Below are 14,671 nucleotides of genomic sequence, written 5' to 3'. Positions count from 1 at the left end.
TTTCACAACGGCGGGCTTAACGAATGTCCACGATAGCTGACAACATCGCTGAAGTTGAGGCACGCATCCGTGCCGCGGCACTGGCTGTGCAACGTGATGTGACGAGCATTCACTTACTCGCGGTCAGCAAGACCAAACCCGCTGCAGCGCTGCGCGAAGCCTATGCCGCCGGGGTTCGCGATTTTGGCGAAAACTACCTGCAAGAAGCCCGTGCCAAACAGGTCGAATTAGCCGACCTGCCCTTGAGTTGGCACTTCATCGGCCCCATTCAATCGAACAAGACCCGCGATATCGCCGAGCATTTTTCGTGGGTGCACTCAGTGGACCGCCTGAAAATTGCCCAGCGCTTGTCTGAACAGCGCCCGGCAGACCTGGAACCACTGAATATCTGCATCCAGGTCAACGTCAGTGGAGAAGCCAGCAAGTCCGGCTGTACCCCGCAGGATTTGCCTGCACTGGCAGCCGCCATCAACGGCTTACCGCGCCTGAAGTTGCGCGGCTTGATGGCGATACCGGAGCCCACTGAGGACCGGGCCGAGCAGGACGCGGCCTTTGCAACAGTGCGTGATCTGCAACAAAGCCTGAACCTGGGGCTCGATACACTTTCCATGGGCATGAGCCACGACCTGGAGTCGGCCATTGCCCAAGGCGCCACCTGGGTACGCATCGGTACCGCGCTGTTTGGTGCCCGCGACTACGGCCAGGCCTGATAAGACCGACCTCAATTTTTATAAGGATCTGTTATGAGCAACATGCGTATTGCCTTTATCGGGGCCGGGAATATGGCTTCCAGTCTGATCGGCGGCCTGCTGGCCAAAGGTCTGGATGCCGCACAGATCCGCGCCAGCGATCCGGGCGCCGAAACCCGGGCCAGGGTCTCGGCCGAGCACGGTATAGAACTGTTTGCCGACAACGCGCAGGCGGTTCAGGACGCTGACGTGATTGTCATTGCGGTCAAGCCGCAAGTCATGAAAGCCGTATGCCAGGACCTGCGCGCGCATCTCGAACCGCATCAGTTGCTTATTTCGATTGCCGCAGGCATCACCTGCACCAGCCTGCAGAACTGGCTGGGCAACCAGCCGCTGGTACGCTGCATGCCCAATACTCCGGCATTGCTCGGTAAAGGTGTAAGCGGCCTGTTCGCGACTGCCGCCGTTACCGCCGAACAGCGCCAGCAGGCTGAAGATTTGCTGTCAGCCGTCGGGATCGCGGTCTGGGTCGATACCGAAGCCCAGATCGATGCCGTCACGGCTGTGTCCGGCAGCGGTCCGGCGTATTTCTTCCTGCTGATCGAAGCCATGGCCGACGCCGGGGTCAAACTCGGCCTGCCACGCGAAGTGGCCAAGCAACTGGCCGAGCAGACAGCGCTGGGGGCGGCGCACATGGCCGTGGCCAGTGATGTCGATGCCGCCGAGCTGCGCCGCCGCGTAACCTCGCCCGCCGGTACCACCGAAGCTGCGATCAAATCATTCCAGGCCGACGGTTTTGCAGCCTCGGTCGAAAAAGCATTGAGTGCCGCCGCGCACCGCTCGGCCGAAATGGCCGAACAACTGGGTCAATAAGGAGCACATGATGTCTGGACTTAATGGCGCTGCCATTTTCGTAATTCAAACCCTGGGTAGCCTCTACCTGCTGATCGTCCTGCTGCGATTCATCCTGCAGCTGGTACGGGCCAACTTCTACAACCCGCTGTGCCAGTTCACGGTCAAAGCCACGCAGCCGCTGCTCAAGCCTCTGCGCCGTGTGATCCCGAGCCTGTTTGGCCTAGACATGTCATCGCTGGTGCTGGCGATTCTGGTGCAAATGGTGATCTTCGCCATAGTGCTGACCCTGAGCTACATGTCGTTCAACATTCTGGGGCTGCTGGCCTGGGCCATCATTGGCGTGACCGCGCTGTTCTTGAAGGTGTTCTTCTTTGCCCTGATCATCAGCGTGATCCTGTCCTGGGTTGCTCCTGGTAGCACCAGCCCGGGCGCCGAACTGGTGAACCAGATCACCGAGCCGGCCCTGGCGCCGTTCCGCCGCATGCTGCCAAGCATGGGCGGGCTGGATATCTCGCCGATCCTGGCGTTCATGGTAATTCAGCTGATCCAGAGCTACGTGATCCCGCCTTTGGCCATGTATGTCGGCATGCCGGTCGTGTTGTTCGGCCTGATCTGATGAGCTACTTCCGTTGGGACGGCGAGGACCTGATTCTCGACTGCCACCTGCAACCCAAGGCCAGCAGCGATGAGTTCGCCGGCCTGCACGGTGAACGTCTGAAGATCCGCCTCACCGCCCCACCGGTAGAAGGCAAGGCCAACGCCCATCTGCTGGCCTTTCTGGCCAAGGCGTTCGGTATAGCCAAAAGTCAGGTCAGCCTGATCAGCGGTGAACTCAACCGGCAGAAACGCGTGCGCTTGCACGCGCCGAAAAAACTGCCGGATTTGCCGGGGCTGACAAAGCCAGCCTGAATACTGTTTCTTCTGTGGGAGCCGGCTTGCCCGCGATTGCATCATTGCGGTTTCCAGGCCGAAGTTGTCGGCTGCATCGCTGGCAAGCCAGCTCCCGCAAAGGCAGTCTTCGAGCGCCTCCGAAATCAGCCCGGAGCATTGCTTGCCGCCCACTCCCCCGCTCATTAGACTTACGCCTCATTTAAAGAGAGCAGGGTCGATGCCAGCCGCCTTTCCCCCCGATTCCGTTGGTCTGGTTGTGCCACAAATGGCGCACTTCAGCGAACCCCTGGCTTTAGCCTGCGGCCGTTCATTGCCTGCCTATGACCTGATTTACGAAACCTACGGCCAGCTCAATGCCACGGCCAGCAATGCCGTGCTGATCTGTCACGCCCTCTCCGGGCACCATCACGCTGCCGGCTACCACAGCATCGATGAGCGCAAGCCCGGCTGGTGGGACAGTTGCATCGGGCCCGGCAAGCCTATAGATACCAACAAGTTCTTCGTCGTCAGCCTGAACAACCTCGGCGGCTGCAATGGCTCTACCGGCCCCAGCAGTATCAATCCAGAAACCGGTCGCCCGTTTGGTGCAGATTTCCCGGTACTGACCGTTGAAGACTGGGTCCACAGCCAGGCACGCCTGGCTGACCGGCTGGGCATCGACCAGTGGGCCGCCATCATCGGTGGCAGCCTGGGCGGCATGCAGGCGCTGCAGTGGAGCATCAGCTACCCGGACCGGCTGCGTCATTGCCTGGCCATCGCTTCGGCGCCAAAACTGTCGGCGCAAAACATCGCGTTCAACGAAGTCGCTCGCCAGGCCATCCTCACCGACCCCGAGTTCCACGGTGGTTCGTTCCAGGAAAAGGGCGTAATTCCCAAGCGCGGCCTGATGCTGGCGCGCATGGTCGGGCACATCACCTACCTGTCCGATGACTCGATGGGCGAGAAATTTGGCCGTGGCCTGAAGAACGAAAACCTCAACTACGACTTCCACAGCGTGGAGTTCCAGGTTGAAAGCTACCTGCGTTATCAGGGTGAAGAGTTCTCCGGGCGCTTTGACGCCAACACTTATTTGCTGATGACCAAGGCGCTGGACTACTTCGACCCGGCGGCCAACTTCGATGACGACCTGGCCAAAACCTTCGCCTCAGCCAAGGCGCGCTTTTGCGTGATGTCATTCACCACCGACTGGCGTTTCTCGCCCGCGCGCTCACGGGAACTGGTGGATGCCCTGATGGCGGCGAAGAAAGACGTGTGCTATCTGGAGATCGATGCGCCGCAAGGCCATGACGCCTTCCTGATCCCGATCCCGCGTTACCTGCAAGCCTTCAGTAATTACATGAACCGCATAGAACTGTGAGAACGCCATGAGAGCCGACCTGGAAATCATCCAAGACTGGATCCCCGCCGGCAGCCGCGTGCTCGACCTCGGTTGTGGTGATGGCGAACTGCTGAGCTGGCTGCGCGACAACAAGCAAGTCACCGGCTATGGCCTGGAAAACGACCCGGACAATATCGCCGAGTGCGTCGCCAAGGGCATCAACGTCATCGAGCAGGATCTGGACAAGGGGCTGGGCAACTTCGCCAGCAACAGTTTCGATATCGTGGTCATGACCCAGGCGCTGCAGGCCGTGCACTACCCCGACCGGATTCTCGACGAAATGCTGCGCGTCGGACGCCAGTGCATCATTACCTTTCCGAACTTCGGCCACTGGCGCTGCCGCTGGTACCTGGCCAGCAAGGGCCGGATGCCGGTATCCGAGTTTCTGCCCTACACCTGGTACAACACGCCGAACATCCACTTCTGCACCTTCGAAGACTTTGAAGAGCTGTGCCGTGGTCGCGAAGCCCGGGTGATCAACCGCCTTGCTGTCGATCAGCAGCACCGCCACGGGTGGGCCAGCAAGTTATGGCCTAACCTGTTGGGCGAGATTGGCATTTATCGTGTCAGCAGCCCCGGCCTTCAGGATCATCAGGTCGCGGTTTAAATCAGCGCTCAAGGAGAAAGACGATGGGTCGTATTGGATTACTAATGCTTTCAATGTGCTTCGCCATGCAGGCCATGGCGGCTGGCCAGGCCACGGTCGGCGGCACCAAGGTGTATTACAACGCCTATATGTCGGACTTCCTGTCGCCTGAAATTGCAGCCAAATACAAACTGGAACGCAGCAAGCAACTGGGTGGCCTGAATATCAATCTGGACACCGCCGGTAAAAAAGTCGCCACCACCGTCAAGGGTACCGTGCGCGTCGAAGGCGAGAAAAAGGCCCGGCCCCTGACCTTCAAGCAAGTGATTGATGACAAGGGTGCGATCGACTACTTCGCTCAATTCCCGGTCAATCAGCCTGCCACCTTCATTTTCGATATCGAGCTCAAGGTCAACGGCGAAACCAAATCCATCGATTACTCCCAAGAGGTCGCTCCGCTCTAATGATCAACTTCACGCAACTGGTACTGGCCAGCCACAACGCCGGCAAACTCAAAGAACTTCAGGCCATGCTCGGCGAGTCGGTGCAGTTGCGCTCGATTGGAGAATTCAGCAGCGTTGAACCGGAAGAAACCGGCTTGTCGTTCGTTGAAAACGCGATTCTTAAAGCGCGCAATGCCGCGCGTATCTCGGGTTTGCCGGCACTGGCCGACGACTCCGGGCTGGCGGTGGATTTTCTCGGTGGCGCGCCGGGTATTTACTCGGCCCGCTACGCCGACGGCAAGGGTGATGCGGCCAACAACGCCAAGCTGCTCGAGGCCCTCAAGGACGTACCCGAAGCCGAACGCGGCGCGCAATTTGTCTGCGTGCTGGCGTTGGTCCGGCACGCCGAAGATCCGTTGCCGATTATCTGCGAAGGCTTGTGGCACGGGCGCATCCTGCCTGCCGCCAGCGGTGCGCACGGTTTCGGTTACGATCCGTTGTTCTGGGTTCCGGAGCGCAATTGCTCCAGTGCCGACCTCAGCCCGGGCGAAAAAAACCAGCTGAGCCATCGGGCCCGTGCCATGGTCTTGCTGCGTCAGCGTCTGGGCCTGAAATGACCCACGACACTCCTCCACAGCCGCTCTATCTGGGTGCGGCTGGCTTTACTCAGCAGGCGCCACGCGCGCCGTTGACGCAATTGCCGCCCCTGTCGCTGTACATCCATATTCCGTGGTGCGTGCGCAAATGCCCGTATTGCGACTTCAACTCCCACACCGCCAGCCCGGTGCTGCCTGAAGACGAGTACGTCGACGCACTGCTGGCCGACCTCGATCAGGACCTGCACGCGGTGTATGGCCGCGAGCTGAGTTCGATCTTCTTCGGCGGCGGCACACCAAGCCTGTTCAGCGCCCGGTCCCTGGGGCGCCTGCTCAAGGGTGTCGAAGCGCGAATTGCGTTCGCCAGCGATATCGAAATCACCCTGGAAGCCAACCCCGGTACTTTCGAGCAGGAAAAGTTCGTGGCTTACCGCAAGCTGGGGATCAACCGACTGTCGATAGGTATCCAGAGCTTCCAGCAAGAGAAGCTCGAAGCACTGGGCCGCATCCACAACGGTGACGAGGCCGTACGTGCGGCCGGTATGGCGCGCCTGGCCGGCTTTGATAACTTCAACCTGGACTTGATGCACGGTTTGCCCGATCAGTCGCTGGACGACGCTCTGAGCGACTTGCGCCAGGCTATCGCCCTGCAGCCGACACACCTGTCCTGGTATCAACTGACGCTGGAACCCAACACGGTGTTCTGGAACCAGCCGCCGGTCCTGCCTGAGGACGACACTCTGTGGGACATTCAGGAAGCCGGTCAGGCACTGCTGGCCGAACACGGCTATGCCCAGTACGAAGTTTCGGCTTACGCCCAGCCGGGTCGCCCGGCGCGGCATAATCTGAACTACTGGAGCTTTGGCGACTTTATCGGTATCGGTGCTGGCGCCCACGGCAAATTGAGCCATCCCGATGGCCGCATAATCCGCACCTGGAAAACCCGCCTGCCGAAGGATTACCTGAACCCGGGCAAAAACTTCCAGGCGGGCGAGAAAGTTCTGACTGCCGAAGAGCTACCGTTTGAGTTTCTGATGAACGCCTTGCGCCTGACCGATGGCGTCGATGCTGCGCTCTACCCCGAGCGTACCGGGCTGGCACTCGAAAGCTTGAAAAGCGGACGCGATGCTGCCGAACAAAGCGGCCTATTGCAGGTCGAACCGTCACGCCTGGCAGCAACTGCCCGGGGCCAGCTGTTTCTCAACGACTTGCTGCAGCACTTTCTGATCTAAGGAACTCGAATGGACTTGGTACTAGACCTGCTTGCTACCGTATCGCGCTGGAGCCGCAGCCACCTCTCGGAGATCTCGCTGGCCCTGATCGGCTGCTTGCTGGTGCTGTTCGGTGCCGACTTCAAAGGTTGGGTCGAACAACGTCTGGGAAGTGTTGCCGGGGCCTTGCGTGTGCCCCTGATGGCCTTGTTGTGCCTGGTGGGCAGCGGTGCGGCTCTGATTTACGCCACGCCCTGGGTCGAACGCGGCCTCGGCCAGTTCAACAACTACAGCCTGGCGCCGGTGTTGTTGGTGGTGCTGGTGTTGATCGGGGTTGTGGCTGACCGGCGCTGATGCGAAGACTGAAAACATTGTGGGAGCTGGCTTGGCAGCGATGCAGACGACGCGGTTTACAGTCAGACCGCGTTGATGCCATCGCTGGCAAGCCAGCTCCCACAAAGGTTGGCGCTTACAGTTTTTCGAACTTCAGATCCCACACGCCATGCCCAAGACGTTCGCCGCGGCGTTCGAACTTGGTCACCGGACGCTCGGTCGGACGCGGTACACAACGGCCATCTTCGGCCAGATTGCGATAGCCCGGCGCGACGTTCATCACTTCCAGCATGTATTCGGCATAGGGTTCCCAGTCGGTGGCCATGTGCAGCACACCGCCGACCTTGAGCTTGGAACGCACCAGCTCAGCAAAGGACGCCTGCACGATACGGCGCTTGTGGTGACGGCTCTTGTGCCACGGGTCCGGGAAGAACAGCAGCAGGCGATCCAGGCTGTTGTCGGCCACGCAACGGGTCAGTACTTCGATCGCATCGCAATCGTAAACCCGCAGGTTGGTCAGCCCTTGGGTCAGTACGCCATTGAGCAGCGCGCCGACACCCGGACGGTGAACCTCAACCCCGATAAAGTCCTGCTCAGGCGAAGCAGCCGCCATTTCCAGCAAGGAGTGGCCCATGCCGAAACCGATTTCGAGGGTCCGCGGCGCCGAGCGGCCGAATACCTGGTCGAAATCGACCGGCGCATCAGCCAGCGGCAGCACGTACAGCGGCGTGCCCTGGTCAAGGCCACGTTGCTGGCCTTCGGTCATACGCCCGGCGCGCATCACAAAACTCTTGATGCGACGGTGCTGGCGATCTTCGCCTTCTTCCGGGGTTGGGGTGTCGAGTGATTCAGTCATCAGTGGCTCTTACTTGATCAGACCATCCAGCGGCGAAGAGGCGCTGGCATAGAGTTTTTTCGGCATGCGTCCGGCCAGATACGCCAGACGGCCCGCCACAATGGCGTGTTTCATGGCTTCGGCCATGATGATCGGGTGCTGGGCATTGGCGATGGCCGAGTTCATCAGCACCGCCTCGCAGCCCATTTCCATGGCAATGGTGGCGTCGGAGGCAGTACCCACGCCCGCATCCACCAACACCGGAATTTTTGCTTCTTCAAGGATGATCCGCAGGTTGTAGGGATTACAGATCCCCAAACCGGTGCCAATCAGCCCGGCCAGCGGCATCACGGCGATGCAGCCCATGGCCTCGAGCTCGCGGGCGATGATCGGGTCATCGCTGGTGTACACCATCACGTCGAAACCTTCCTTGACCAGGATCTCTGCGGCCTTGAGGGTTTCGATCACATTGGGGAACAGGGTTTTCTGATCCGCCAGTACTTCCAGCTTGACCAGATTGTGGCCGTCGAGCAGCTCACGGGCCAGGCGGCAGGTGCGTACGGCTTCTACCGCGTCATAGCAACCGGCCGTGTTCGGCAGGATGGTATAGCGATCCGGTGGCAGGATATCGAGCAGGTTCGGCTCGCCAGGGTTTTGCCCGATGTTGGTACGACGCACGGCGACGGTGACGATTTCAGCACCCGATGCCTCGATGGCAAGGCGGGTTTCTTCCATGTCGCGGTACTTGCCAGTACCCACCAACAGGCGCGACTGATAAGTACGGCCAGCCAGGATAAAAGGCTTGTCGCTGCGAACATTGCTCATCGGGAATCCTCTGTAATTGTGTGCACCGCGGGAATGGGTCAAGCGGGGGGACTAGCCACCACCGATGGCATGCACCACTTCGACCTGGTCACCTTCTTTGAGCACCGTCCCGGCGTGCTGACTGCGCGGGACGATGTCCAGGTTAAGCTCGACAGCCACTCGACGCCCGGTCAGTTCCTGGCGCGCCAACAGGCTGGCGACGGTCTCGCCGTCCGGCAGTTCAAAAGGTTCACCGTTCAACTGAATGCGCATGCGCGACGCTGCCTTCATTTTAAGGGGCCAGCATTCTATCCCGATCAGTCAGGTCGACCCAAGCCATTCATCTTGCGGACTTAGCTCAAGCGCCAGGCGGCAATGCCCAGGCATAACCATCCGGCCAGAAAAGCCAGACCACCGATGGGCGTAATGATCCCCAGTTTGCTGATACCCGTCAGGGTCAGCAGATACAAACTGCCGGAAAACAGTACGATGCCCAGAGCGAAACAGACACCGGACCACGTCACCAGGCGACCCGGCAGCTGAGTGGCGAGCAGGGCTACACCGAGCAGGGCCAGGGTATGCACCAGCTGGTAGGTAACCCCTGTATGAAAAATGGCCAGGTATTGCTCGCTCAGGCGGCTTTTCAGGCCATGGGCCGCGAATGCGCCAAGGGCCACACCGGTGAAGCCGAAAAAGGCGGCCAGCATCAGAAACACGCGCAACATGGATAACTCCCGTCAGGACTATGGAATGGCGCAGGGTCTGTATAATGGCCCGCTCAACGGGTTCGGCCAAGCCATCTATGCTGCGTATTCTTGTTCATCGCTTTCTCAAAGCCCTGCTCTGGTTCGCAGCGGGCAGCGCATTGCTGGTGCTGATCTTTCGCTGGGTCCCGCCGCCCGGCACTGCGCTGATGGTCGAGCGCAAGGTCGATTCATGGTTCGACGGCGAGCCCATTGACCTGCAACGCAGCTGGCGACCGTGGGATGAAATCAGCGACGAACTTAAAGTCGCGGTCATTGCTGGCGAGGATCAGAAATTCGCCGAGCACTGGGGCTTTGACTTCAGCGCCATCCGCGCCGCTTTCGCTCATAACGAACGGGGCGGGACGTTACGCGGCGCCAGCACGCTGAGCCAGCAAGTCTCGAAAAACCTGTTTCTATGGTCGGGTCGAAGCTGGCTGCGCAAAGGGCTGGAGGCCTGGTTCACCGGATTGATCGAGGTACTCTGGCCCAAGCAGCGGATTCTCGAGGTGTACCTCAACAGCGCAGAGTGGGATGAGGGAGTATTTGGTGCAGAGGCCGCGGCCCAGCATCACTTTGGCGTGAGTGCCGCCAGATTGAGCCGTCAGCAAGCCAGCTACCTGGCCGCCGTACTGCCCAATCCGCGCAACTGGAGTGCCGGTCGACCTAGCCCGTACGTCAGCCGCCGCGCCAGCTGGATACAGCGACAAATGCGCCAGCTGGGCGGCGACAGCTACCTCGATACCCTGAACACTTCGCGCAAGGCGCCCTGGGCCGAGTAAGCCGGCTCCCGCAGGGACAAACAAAAACGCCCCGACTCGTTAGAGCCGGGGCGTTTTTTTGTCGAGCCCGTTTAGGCGGCGATCGACAGTTTGAGCTTGTTCATCGCGCTTTTTTCCAGCTGACGAATCCGCTCGGCAGACACGTTGTACTTCTGTGCCAGGTCATGCAGCGTAGCTTTCTCTTCAGCCAGCCAGCGCTGATACAGAATGTCGCGGCTGCGATCATCAAGCACTTCCAGCGCTTCATGCAGGTTGCTGGTGGAGTTATCAGTCCAGTCAGCATCCTCCAGTTGACGTGCCGGATCGTACCGGTGGTCTTCCAGGTAGTTGGCTGGCGACTGGAATGCACTGTCGTCGTCAGCTTCGGCTGCCGGGTCGAACGCCATATCATGGCCAGTCAGACGGCTTTCCATCTCGCGAACTTCGCGAGGCTCTACACCGAGGCTTTCAGCCACACGATGAACTTCATCATTGTTCAGCCAGGCCAGACGTTTTTTCTGGCTGCGCAGGTTGAAGAACAGTTTGCGCTGAGCCTTGGTGGTCGCAACTTTCACGATCCGCCAGTTACGCAGAATAAACTCGTGGATCTCTGCCTTGATCCAGTGCACGGCGAACGACACCAGACGCACGCCCATTTCAGGGTTAAAGCGTTTGACCGCCTTCATCAGGCCGACATTGCCTTCCTGGATCAGGTCAGCCTGAGCCAGGCCATAGCCCGAATAGCTACGGGCAATGTGTACAACAAAACGCAGGTGGGCGAGCACCATCTGCCGAGCCGCCCCAAGATCCTGCTCATAGTAGAGACTCTCGGCCAGTTCACGCTCCTGCTCCGGTGTCAGCAGTGGAATGCTGTTCACCGTGTTTACATAGGCCTCAAGGTTCGCACCAGGGACCAACGCATACGCAGGTTGCAAAGAAGTGGTCATACGAATAAACCTCCGTCTCACATAACTCGTGCAGTTCAGCACTGCGAAAGTTGACCGGAAACTCAGGAAAAAGTTCCCAAAAAAAGCTGAAAAGGTCAACAGGCAAAAAGAAACTACTTAGGCGAAAGCTCACGTAAGTGACGCGCTACTGCAATCCATGCACCGATATACCCTAACAGCACCGCGCCAAGCAAGAGAGACAGACCATCGGCTACTGGCACACCGGCCAGGGCAAAACTGCTGCCATACAACCCGGCCAACCCGACTACCGCGTCGTTGAGCCAGTTCAAGCCGAATGCCAATACGCCCCAGGAAAGCACCCCGGCGCCAAAACCATAAAGCGCACCCATATAAAGAAAAGGCCTGCGCACATAACTGTCAGTGCCGCCGACCAGCTTGATGACTTCGATTTCGATACGACGATTCTCGATATGCAAACGAATCGTATTACCAATAACCAGCAGCAAAGCCGATACCAGCAAGACCGTCAAGCCAAACACAAAGCGGTCACCCAATTTCAGAATGGCCGCCAGACGCTCGACCCAGACTAGATCAAGTTGCGCCTGTTGCACTTTCGGCAACTCCGAAAGACGCTCGCGCAGAGCCTCGAGGGTGGCTTTATCGACCTCATTGGGGGTCACCAGCACCACGCCCGGCAACGGATTATCCGGAAGCTCTTTGAGCGCTTCCCCCAAGCCGGATTGCTGCTGGAACTCTTCAAGGGCCTTTTCGCGGCTGATGAATTCAGCGTCAGCCACGCCAGCCATACCTTTTATCTGATTACTCAATTGCTCGCCTTGCGAGCTGTCGGCATCCAGTTGCAGGTACAGCGAAATCTGCGCCGCACGCTGCCACGAACCGCCCAGACGCTCGACGTTGTTAAGCAAAAGCGAGAGCCCCATTGGCAAGCTCAGCGCGACTGCCATCACCAGGCAGGTGAAGAAGCTGCCAATCGGCTGCTTGCCAAGACGCTTCAGGCTGTCGAGCAAACTGGCGCGATGGGCCTCAACCCAGGCCCGGAACAACATCGAGAAACCGGGGCCATCGTCATCGTCATGCTTTTTCCTGGCCGGCTGCGGATCTGCGGCCTTGGGTGCTACACGTTCGGAAACCTTGGAGCCGCGTGTCGCACTCATTGCGCGGCCTCCCCGTCGCCAATCAATCGCCCGCGCTGCAGGGTGAGCATGCGGTGGCGCATGCGTGCAATCAGCGCCAGGTCATGGCTGGCGATCAGTACGCTGGTGCCCAAACGGTTGATGTCTTCAAATACGCCCATGATTTCCGCCGCCAGACGCGGGTCGAGGTTGCCGGTGGGTTCGTCGGCCAGCAGCAAGGCTGGACGATGGACGATGGCCCGGGCAATACCGACGCGTTGTTGCTGGCCCGTGGACAAGTCACCGGGATACAGATCGGTTTTGTCCGACAGCGCCACACGCTCAAGTGCCGAGTCGACACGCTTGGCGATTTCAGGCTTGGACAGCCCGAGAATCTGCAGCGGCAAGGCCACGTTATTGAACACCGTGCGATCAAACAGCAGTTGGTGGTTCTGGAACACCACACCGATCTGACGGCGCAGGAAAGGAATTTGCGCGTTGCTTATCTGCCCCAGATCCTGCCCCGCCAGCAGCAGTTTGCCGGTGGTCGGGCGCTCCATAGCCAGTAACAGCCGGAGCAGGGTGCTTTTACCTGCGCCGGAATGACCGGTTACAAAAAGGAACTCGCCGCGACGGACCCGAAAGCTCAGCTCGTGCAGGCCCACGTGTCCATTTGGATAGCGCTTACCGACCTGCTCGAAACGAATCATGGACGCTCCCGCTCCGCAAACAGAGCCTGGACAAAGGGTTCGGACTCAAAGTCCCGTAGATCATCGATGCCTTCGCCGACACCGATAAAACGAATAGGAATATTGAACTGCTTGGCCAGGGCGAAGATCACCCCGCCCTTGGCCGTGCCATCCAGCTTGGTCAGCGCCAGGCCGGTAAGGGCCACGGTCTGATTGAACTGCTTGGTCTGGCTGATCGCGTTCTGCCCGGTGCCGGCATCCAGTACCAGCAGCACTTCGTGCGGGGCGTCTTCGTCGAGCTTGCCGATCACCCGGCGAACTTTTTTCAGTTCTTCCATCAGGTTGTCTTTGGTGTGCAGGCGTCCGGCAGTATCGGCGATCAACACGTCGATGCCCCGCGCCTTGGCGGCTTGCACGGCGTCAAAAATCACCGAAGCCGAGTCGGCGCCAGTGTGCTGGGCGATCACCGGGATATTGTTGCGCTCCCCCCACACCTGCAACTGCTCGACCGCGGCGGCACGGAACGTATCGCCGGCGGCGAGCATGACTTTTTTGCCTTCAAGCTGGAGCTTTTTCGCCAGCTTGCCGATGGTGGTGGTCTTGCCCGCGCCATTGACGCCGACCACCAGAATGACGAATGGCTTGTTTTTCGCTTCGATTTTCAGCAGCTGCTCTACCGGTTTGAGCATGGCAGCCAGCTCGGCCTGCAACGACTTGTACAGTGCATCGGCGTCGGTCAGCTGCTTGCGCGCAACCTTTTGAGTCAGGTTTTTGATAATCACCGAGGTGGCTTCAACACCAACGTCTGCGGTGAGCAGGCGGGTTTCAATCTCGTCGAGCAGATCGTCATCGATGATTTTTTTGCCCAGGAACAGGCTGGCCATGCCTTCGCCGATGCTGGCGCTGGTTTTCGACAGCCCCTGCTTGAGGCGGGCAAAGAAGCCGACCTTGGCTTGCGCAGCTGGAGCTTCAGCTACCACCACCGGAGCCGCAACTGCTGGCGCAGGGGCCACAGGCGCAGCAACAGCTTGCGGCTCGACAACTACGACCGGCTCTGGCTCTGGCTCTGGCTCTGGCTCTGGCTCTGGCTCTGGTGCAACAGGCTCGACGAAGGTTTCAAGCACTTCAAGCACTTCGACCACAGGCTCCGGCGCGATGACCGGGGCGCTGACCGCGACCTCGATCTCCGGTTCCGGAATGGAAGGCACGATATACGGCGCCTGCAGGTCCTTGACCAGCGCAACGGGTTCCTCGGGCACTGGCAGCGGCGGCCATGGCTCGGCAGCGGCTGGCGATTCAACAGCAGGCGCCTGTGCAACCACAACCACTTCAGGCGTTGGCTCGACAACCACCGCAGTGGCCTCAATCAACGGCTCAGGGGTGATTTCGGGTGCAGGCTGCTCAACGACGGTTTCCTGCGGCTTTCTGCGCAGCCATCCGAACAGGCCTTTTTTCTCGCCAGCCGCAGCTGGGTTCTTCTTGTCGTCGTTGGAACCAAACATGGAGGACGGCTATCTCATCGTAGCGAAGCGCCACTGTGGCGCCCCGGCAAATAATATTCGGTGTGAAACAGACTGTTTTTTTGTCAGCTCGTTCGCACGCACCTTGATCAGAGGGTAAAGCACACCCCTGAAACTTCGTCTTAACTCGGAACTGGAACGGGAAAATCGGCAAAAAAGCTAAATTTACCGGGATACATTCACACTTCCAGGCTGGCTCCTATACTGCCCGATCAATCGTCGTCTGATCGTCAAAGGCCTGATAGGCGTGGCCGCCAGTAAAACGGATCAGTATCCTAGCACCTCCTCACCCGCTG

The 14,671-nt window shown here is 59.4% G+C and carries 19 protein-coding genes; 11 read left to right on the top strand and 8 right to left on the bottom strand.

Annotated features, from left to right (window positions below):
* Nucleotides 1–23: 23 nt before the first annotated feature.
* From B195_RS01450 to B195_RS01405, 10 genes are all read left to right on the top strand, one after another.
* A complete protein-coding gene (locus tag B195_RS01450; protein ID WP_004419686.1) occupies nt 24–710 on the top strand; it encodes a YggS family pyridoxal phosphate-dependent enzyme in 687 nt (228 codons plus the stop codon).
* 33 nt (nt 711–743) lie between these two features.
* Nucleotides 744–1,562, top strand: a complete 819-nt coding sequence (proC, locus tag B195_RS01445) for a pyrroline-5-carboxylate reductase (protein ID WP_004419687.1) — start codon at nt 744–746, stop codon at nt 1,560–1,562.
* Between the two features lie 10 nt (nt 1,563–1,572).
* The gene (locus B195_RS01440; RefSeq protein WP_004419690.1) at nt 1,573–2,160 is read left to right on the top strand and encodes a YggT family protein; all 588 of its coding nucleotides are present in this window, start codon (nt 1,573–1,575) and stop codon (nt 2,158–2,160) included.
* Nucleotides 2,160–2,453, top strand: coding sequence for a DUF167 domain-containing protein (locus B195_RS01435; RefSeq protein WP_004419693.1), 294 nt, complete (start codon nt 2,160–2,162; stop codon nt 2,451–2,453). The genes B195_RS01440 and B195_RS01435 overlap by 1 nt, the downstream gene beginning before the upstream one ends.
* 199 nt (nt 2,454–2,652) lie before the next feature.
* A complete protein-coding gene (locus tag B195_RS01430; protein ID WP_004419696.1) occupies nt 2,653–3,792 on the top strand; it encodes a homoserine O-acetyltransferase in 1,140 nt (379 codons plus the stop codon).
* A gap of 7 nt (nt 3,793–3,799) precedes the next feature.
* The gene (gene metW, locus B195_RS01425; protein ID WP_004419699.1) at nt 3,800–4,420 is read left to right on the top strand and encodes a methionine biosynthesis protein MetW; all 621 of its coding nucleotides are present in this window, start codon (nt 3,800–3,802) and stop codon (nt 4,418–4,420) included.
* A 23-nt stretch (nt 4,421–4,443) separates the two neighbouring features.
* Nucleotides 4,444–4,863 carry a DUF4426 domain-containing protein gene (locus tag B195_RS01420; RefSeq protein ID WP_010656710.1) on the top strand — a complete coding sequence of 140 codons (420 nt, stop codon included), beginning with the start codon at nt 4,444–4,446 and terminating at the stop codon, nt 4,861–4,863.
* On the top strand, nt 4,863–5,459 hold the full coding sequence (gene rdgB, locus B195_RS01415) for an RdgB/HAM1 family non-canonical purine NTP pyrophosphatase (RefSeq protein ID WP_004419705.1): 597 nt from the start codon (nt 4,863–4,865) through the stop codon (nt 5,457–5,459). The genes B195_RS01420 and rdgB overlap by 1 nt, the downstream gene beginning before the upstream one ends.
* Complete coding sequence (gene hemW / locus B195_RS01410; RefSeq protein WP_004419708.1) at nt 5,456–6,670, top strand: radical SAM family heme chaperone HemW; 1,215 nt, start codon at nt 5,456–5,458, stop codon at nt 6,668–6,670. Before rdgB ends, hemW begins: the two co-directional genes overlap by 4 nt.
* Nucleotides 6,671–6,679: 9 nt before the next feature.
* Nucleotides 6,680–7,003, top strand: coding sequence for a DUF3392 domain-containing protein (locus tag B195_RS01405; protein WP_004419711.1), 324 nt, complete (start codon nt 6,680–6,682; stop codon nt 7,001–7,003).
* Between the two features lie 115 nt (nt 7,004–7,118).
* On the opposite strand, the gene trmB is transcribed toward B195_RS01405, so the two are convergent.
* From trmB to B195_RS01385, 4 genes are all read right to left on the bottom strand, one after another.
* A complete protein-coding gene (gene trmB / locus B195_RS01400) occupies nt 7,119–7,838 on the bottom strand; it encodes a tRNA (guanosine(46)-N7)-methyltransferase TrmB (RefSeq protein WP_004419716.1) in 720 nt (239 codons plus the stop codon).
* Nucleotides 7,839–7,847: 9 nt separating this feature from the next.
* Entirely contained in the window at nt 7,848–8,642 is a 795-nt protein-coding gene (locus B195_RS01395; protein WP_004419719.1) for a thiazole synthase, read from the bottom strand.
* A gap of 51 nt (nt 8,643–8,693) precedes the next feature.
* Nucleotides 8,694–8,894, bottom strand: a complete 201-nt coding sequence (thiS, locus tag B195_RS01390; protein ID WP_004419723.1) for a sulfur carrier protein ThiS — start codon at nt 8,892–8,894, stop codon at nt 8,694–8,696.
* An 80-nt stretch (nt 8,895–8,974) separates the two neighbouring features.
* Nucleotides 8,975–9,346: a DUF423 domain-containing protein gene (locus B195_RS01385; protein WP_004419725.1), complete on the bottom strand. Its 372-nt coding sequence runs from the start codon at nt 9,344–9,346 to the stop codon at nt 8,975–8,977.
* Between the two features lie 44 nt (nt 9,347–9,390).
* Here B195_RS01385 and mtgA point away from each other — a divergent pair, with 44 nt between their 5' ends.
* On the top strand, nt 9,391–10,146 hold the full coding sequence (gene mtgA, locus B195_RS01380) for a monofunctional biosynthetic peptidoglycan transglycosylase (protein WP_004419728.1): 756 nt from the start codon (nt 9,391–9,393) through the stop codon (nt 10,144–10,146).
* A gap of 71 nt (nt 10,147–10,217) precedes the next feature.
* Here the strand turns inward: mtgA and rpoH are convergent, their stop codons facing one another.
* From rpoH to ftsY, 4 genes are all read right to left on the bottom strand, one after another.
* Nucleotides 10,218–11,072, bottom strand: coding sequence for an RNA polymerase sigma factor RpoH (rpoH, locus tag B195_RS01375; RefSeq protein ID WP_004419731.1), 855 nt, complete (start codon nt 11,070–11,072; stop codon nt 10,218–10,220).
* Nucleotides 11,073–11,185: 113 nt separating this feature from the next.
* A complete protein-coding gene (ftsX, locus tag B195_RS01370) occupies nt 11,186–12,208 on the bottom strand; it encodes a permease-like cell division protein FtsX (RefSeq protein ID WP_004419734.1) in 1,023 nt (340 codons plus the stop codon).
* The gene (gene ftsE / locus B195_RS01365) at nt 12,205–12,876 is read right to left on the bottom strand and encodes a cell division ATP-binding protein FtsE (RefSeq protein WP_004419735.1); all 672 of its coding nucleotides are present in this window, start codon (nt 12,874–12,876) and stop codon (nt 12,205–12,207) included. Before ftsE ends, ftsX begins: the two co-directional genes overlap by 4 nt.
* Entirely contained in the window at nt 12,873–14,357 is a 1,485-nt protein-coding gene (gene ftsY / locus B195_RS01360; protein WP_004419737.1) for a signal recognition particle-docking protein FtsY, read from the bottom strand. The genes ftsE and ftsY overlap by 4 nt, the downstream gene beginning before the upstream one ends.
* Nucleotides 14,358–14,671 lie beyond the last annotated feature (314 nt).

The organism is Pseudomonas sp. Lz4W, from assembly GCF_000346225.2.
Classification (GTDB): domain Bacteria; phylum Pseudomonadota; class Gammaproteobacteria; order Pseudomonadales; family Pseudomonadaceae; genus Aquipseudomonas; species Aquipseudomonas paraversuta.
Note: the sequence above shows the minus strand (reverse complement) of the source record. Positions and strands in the feature narration are given on the sequence as shown.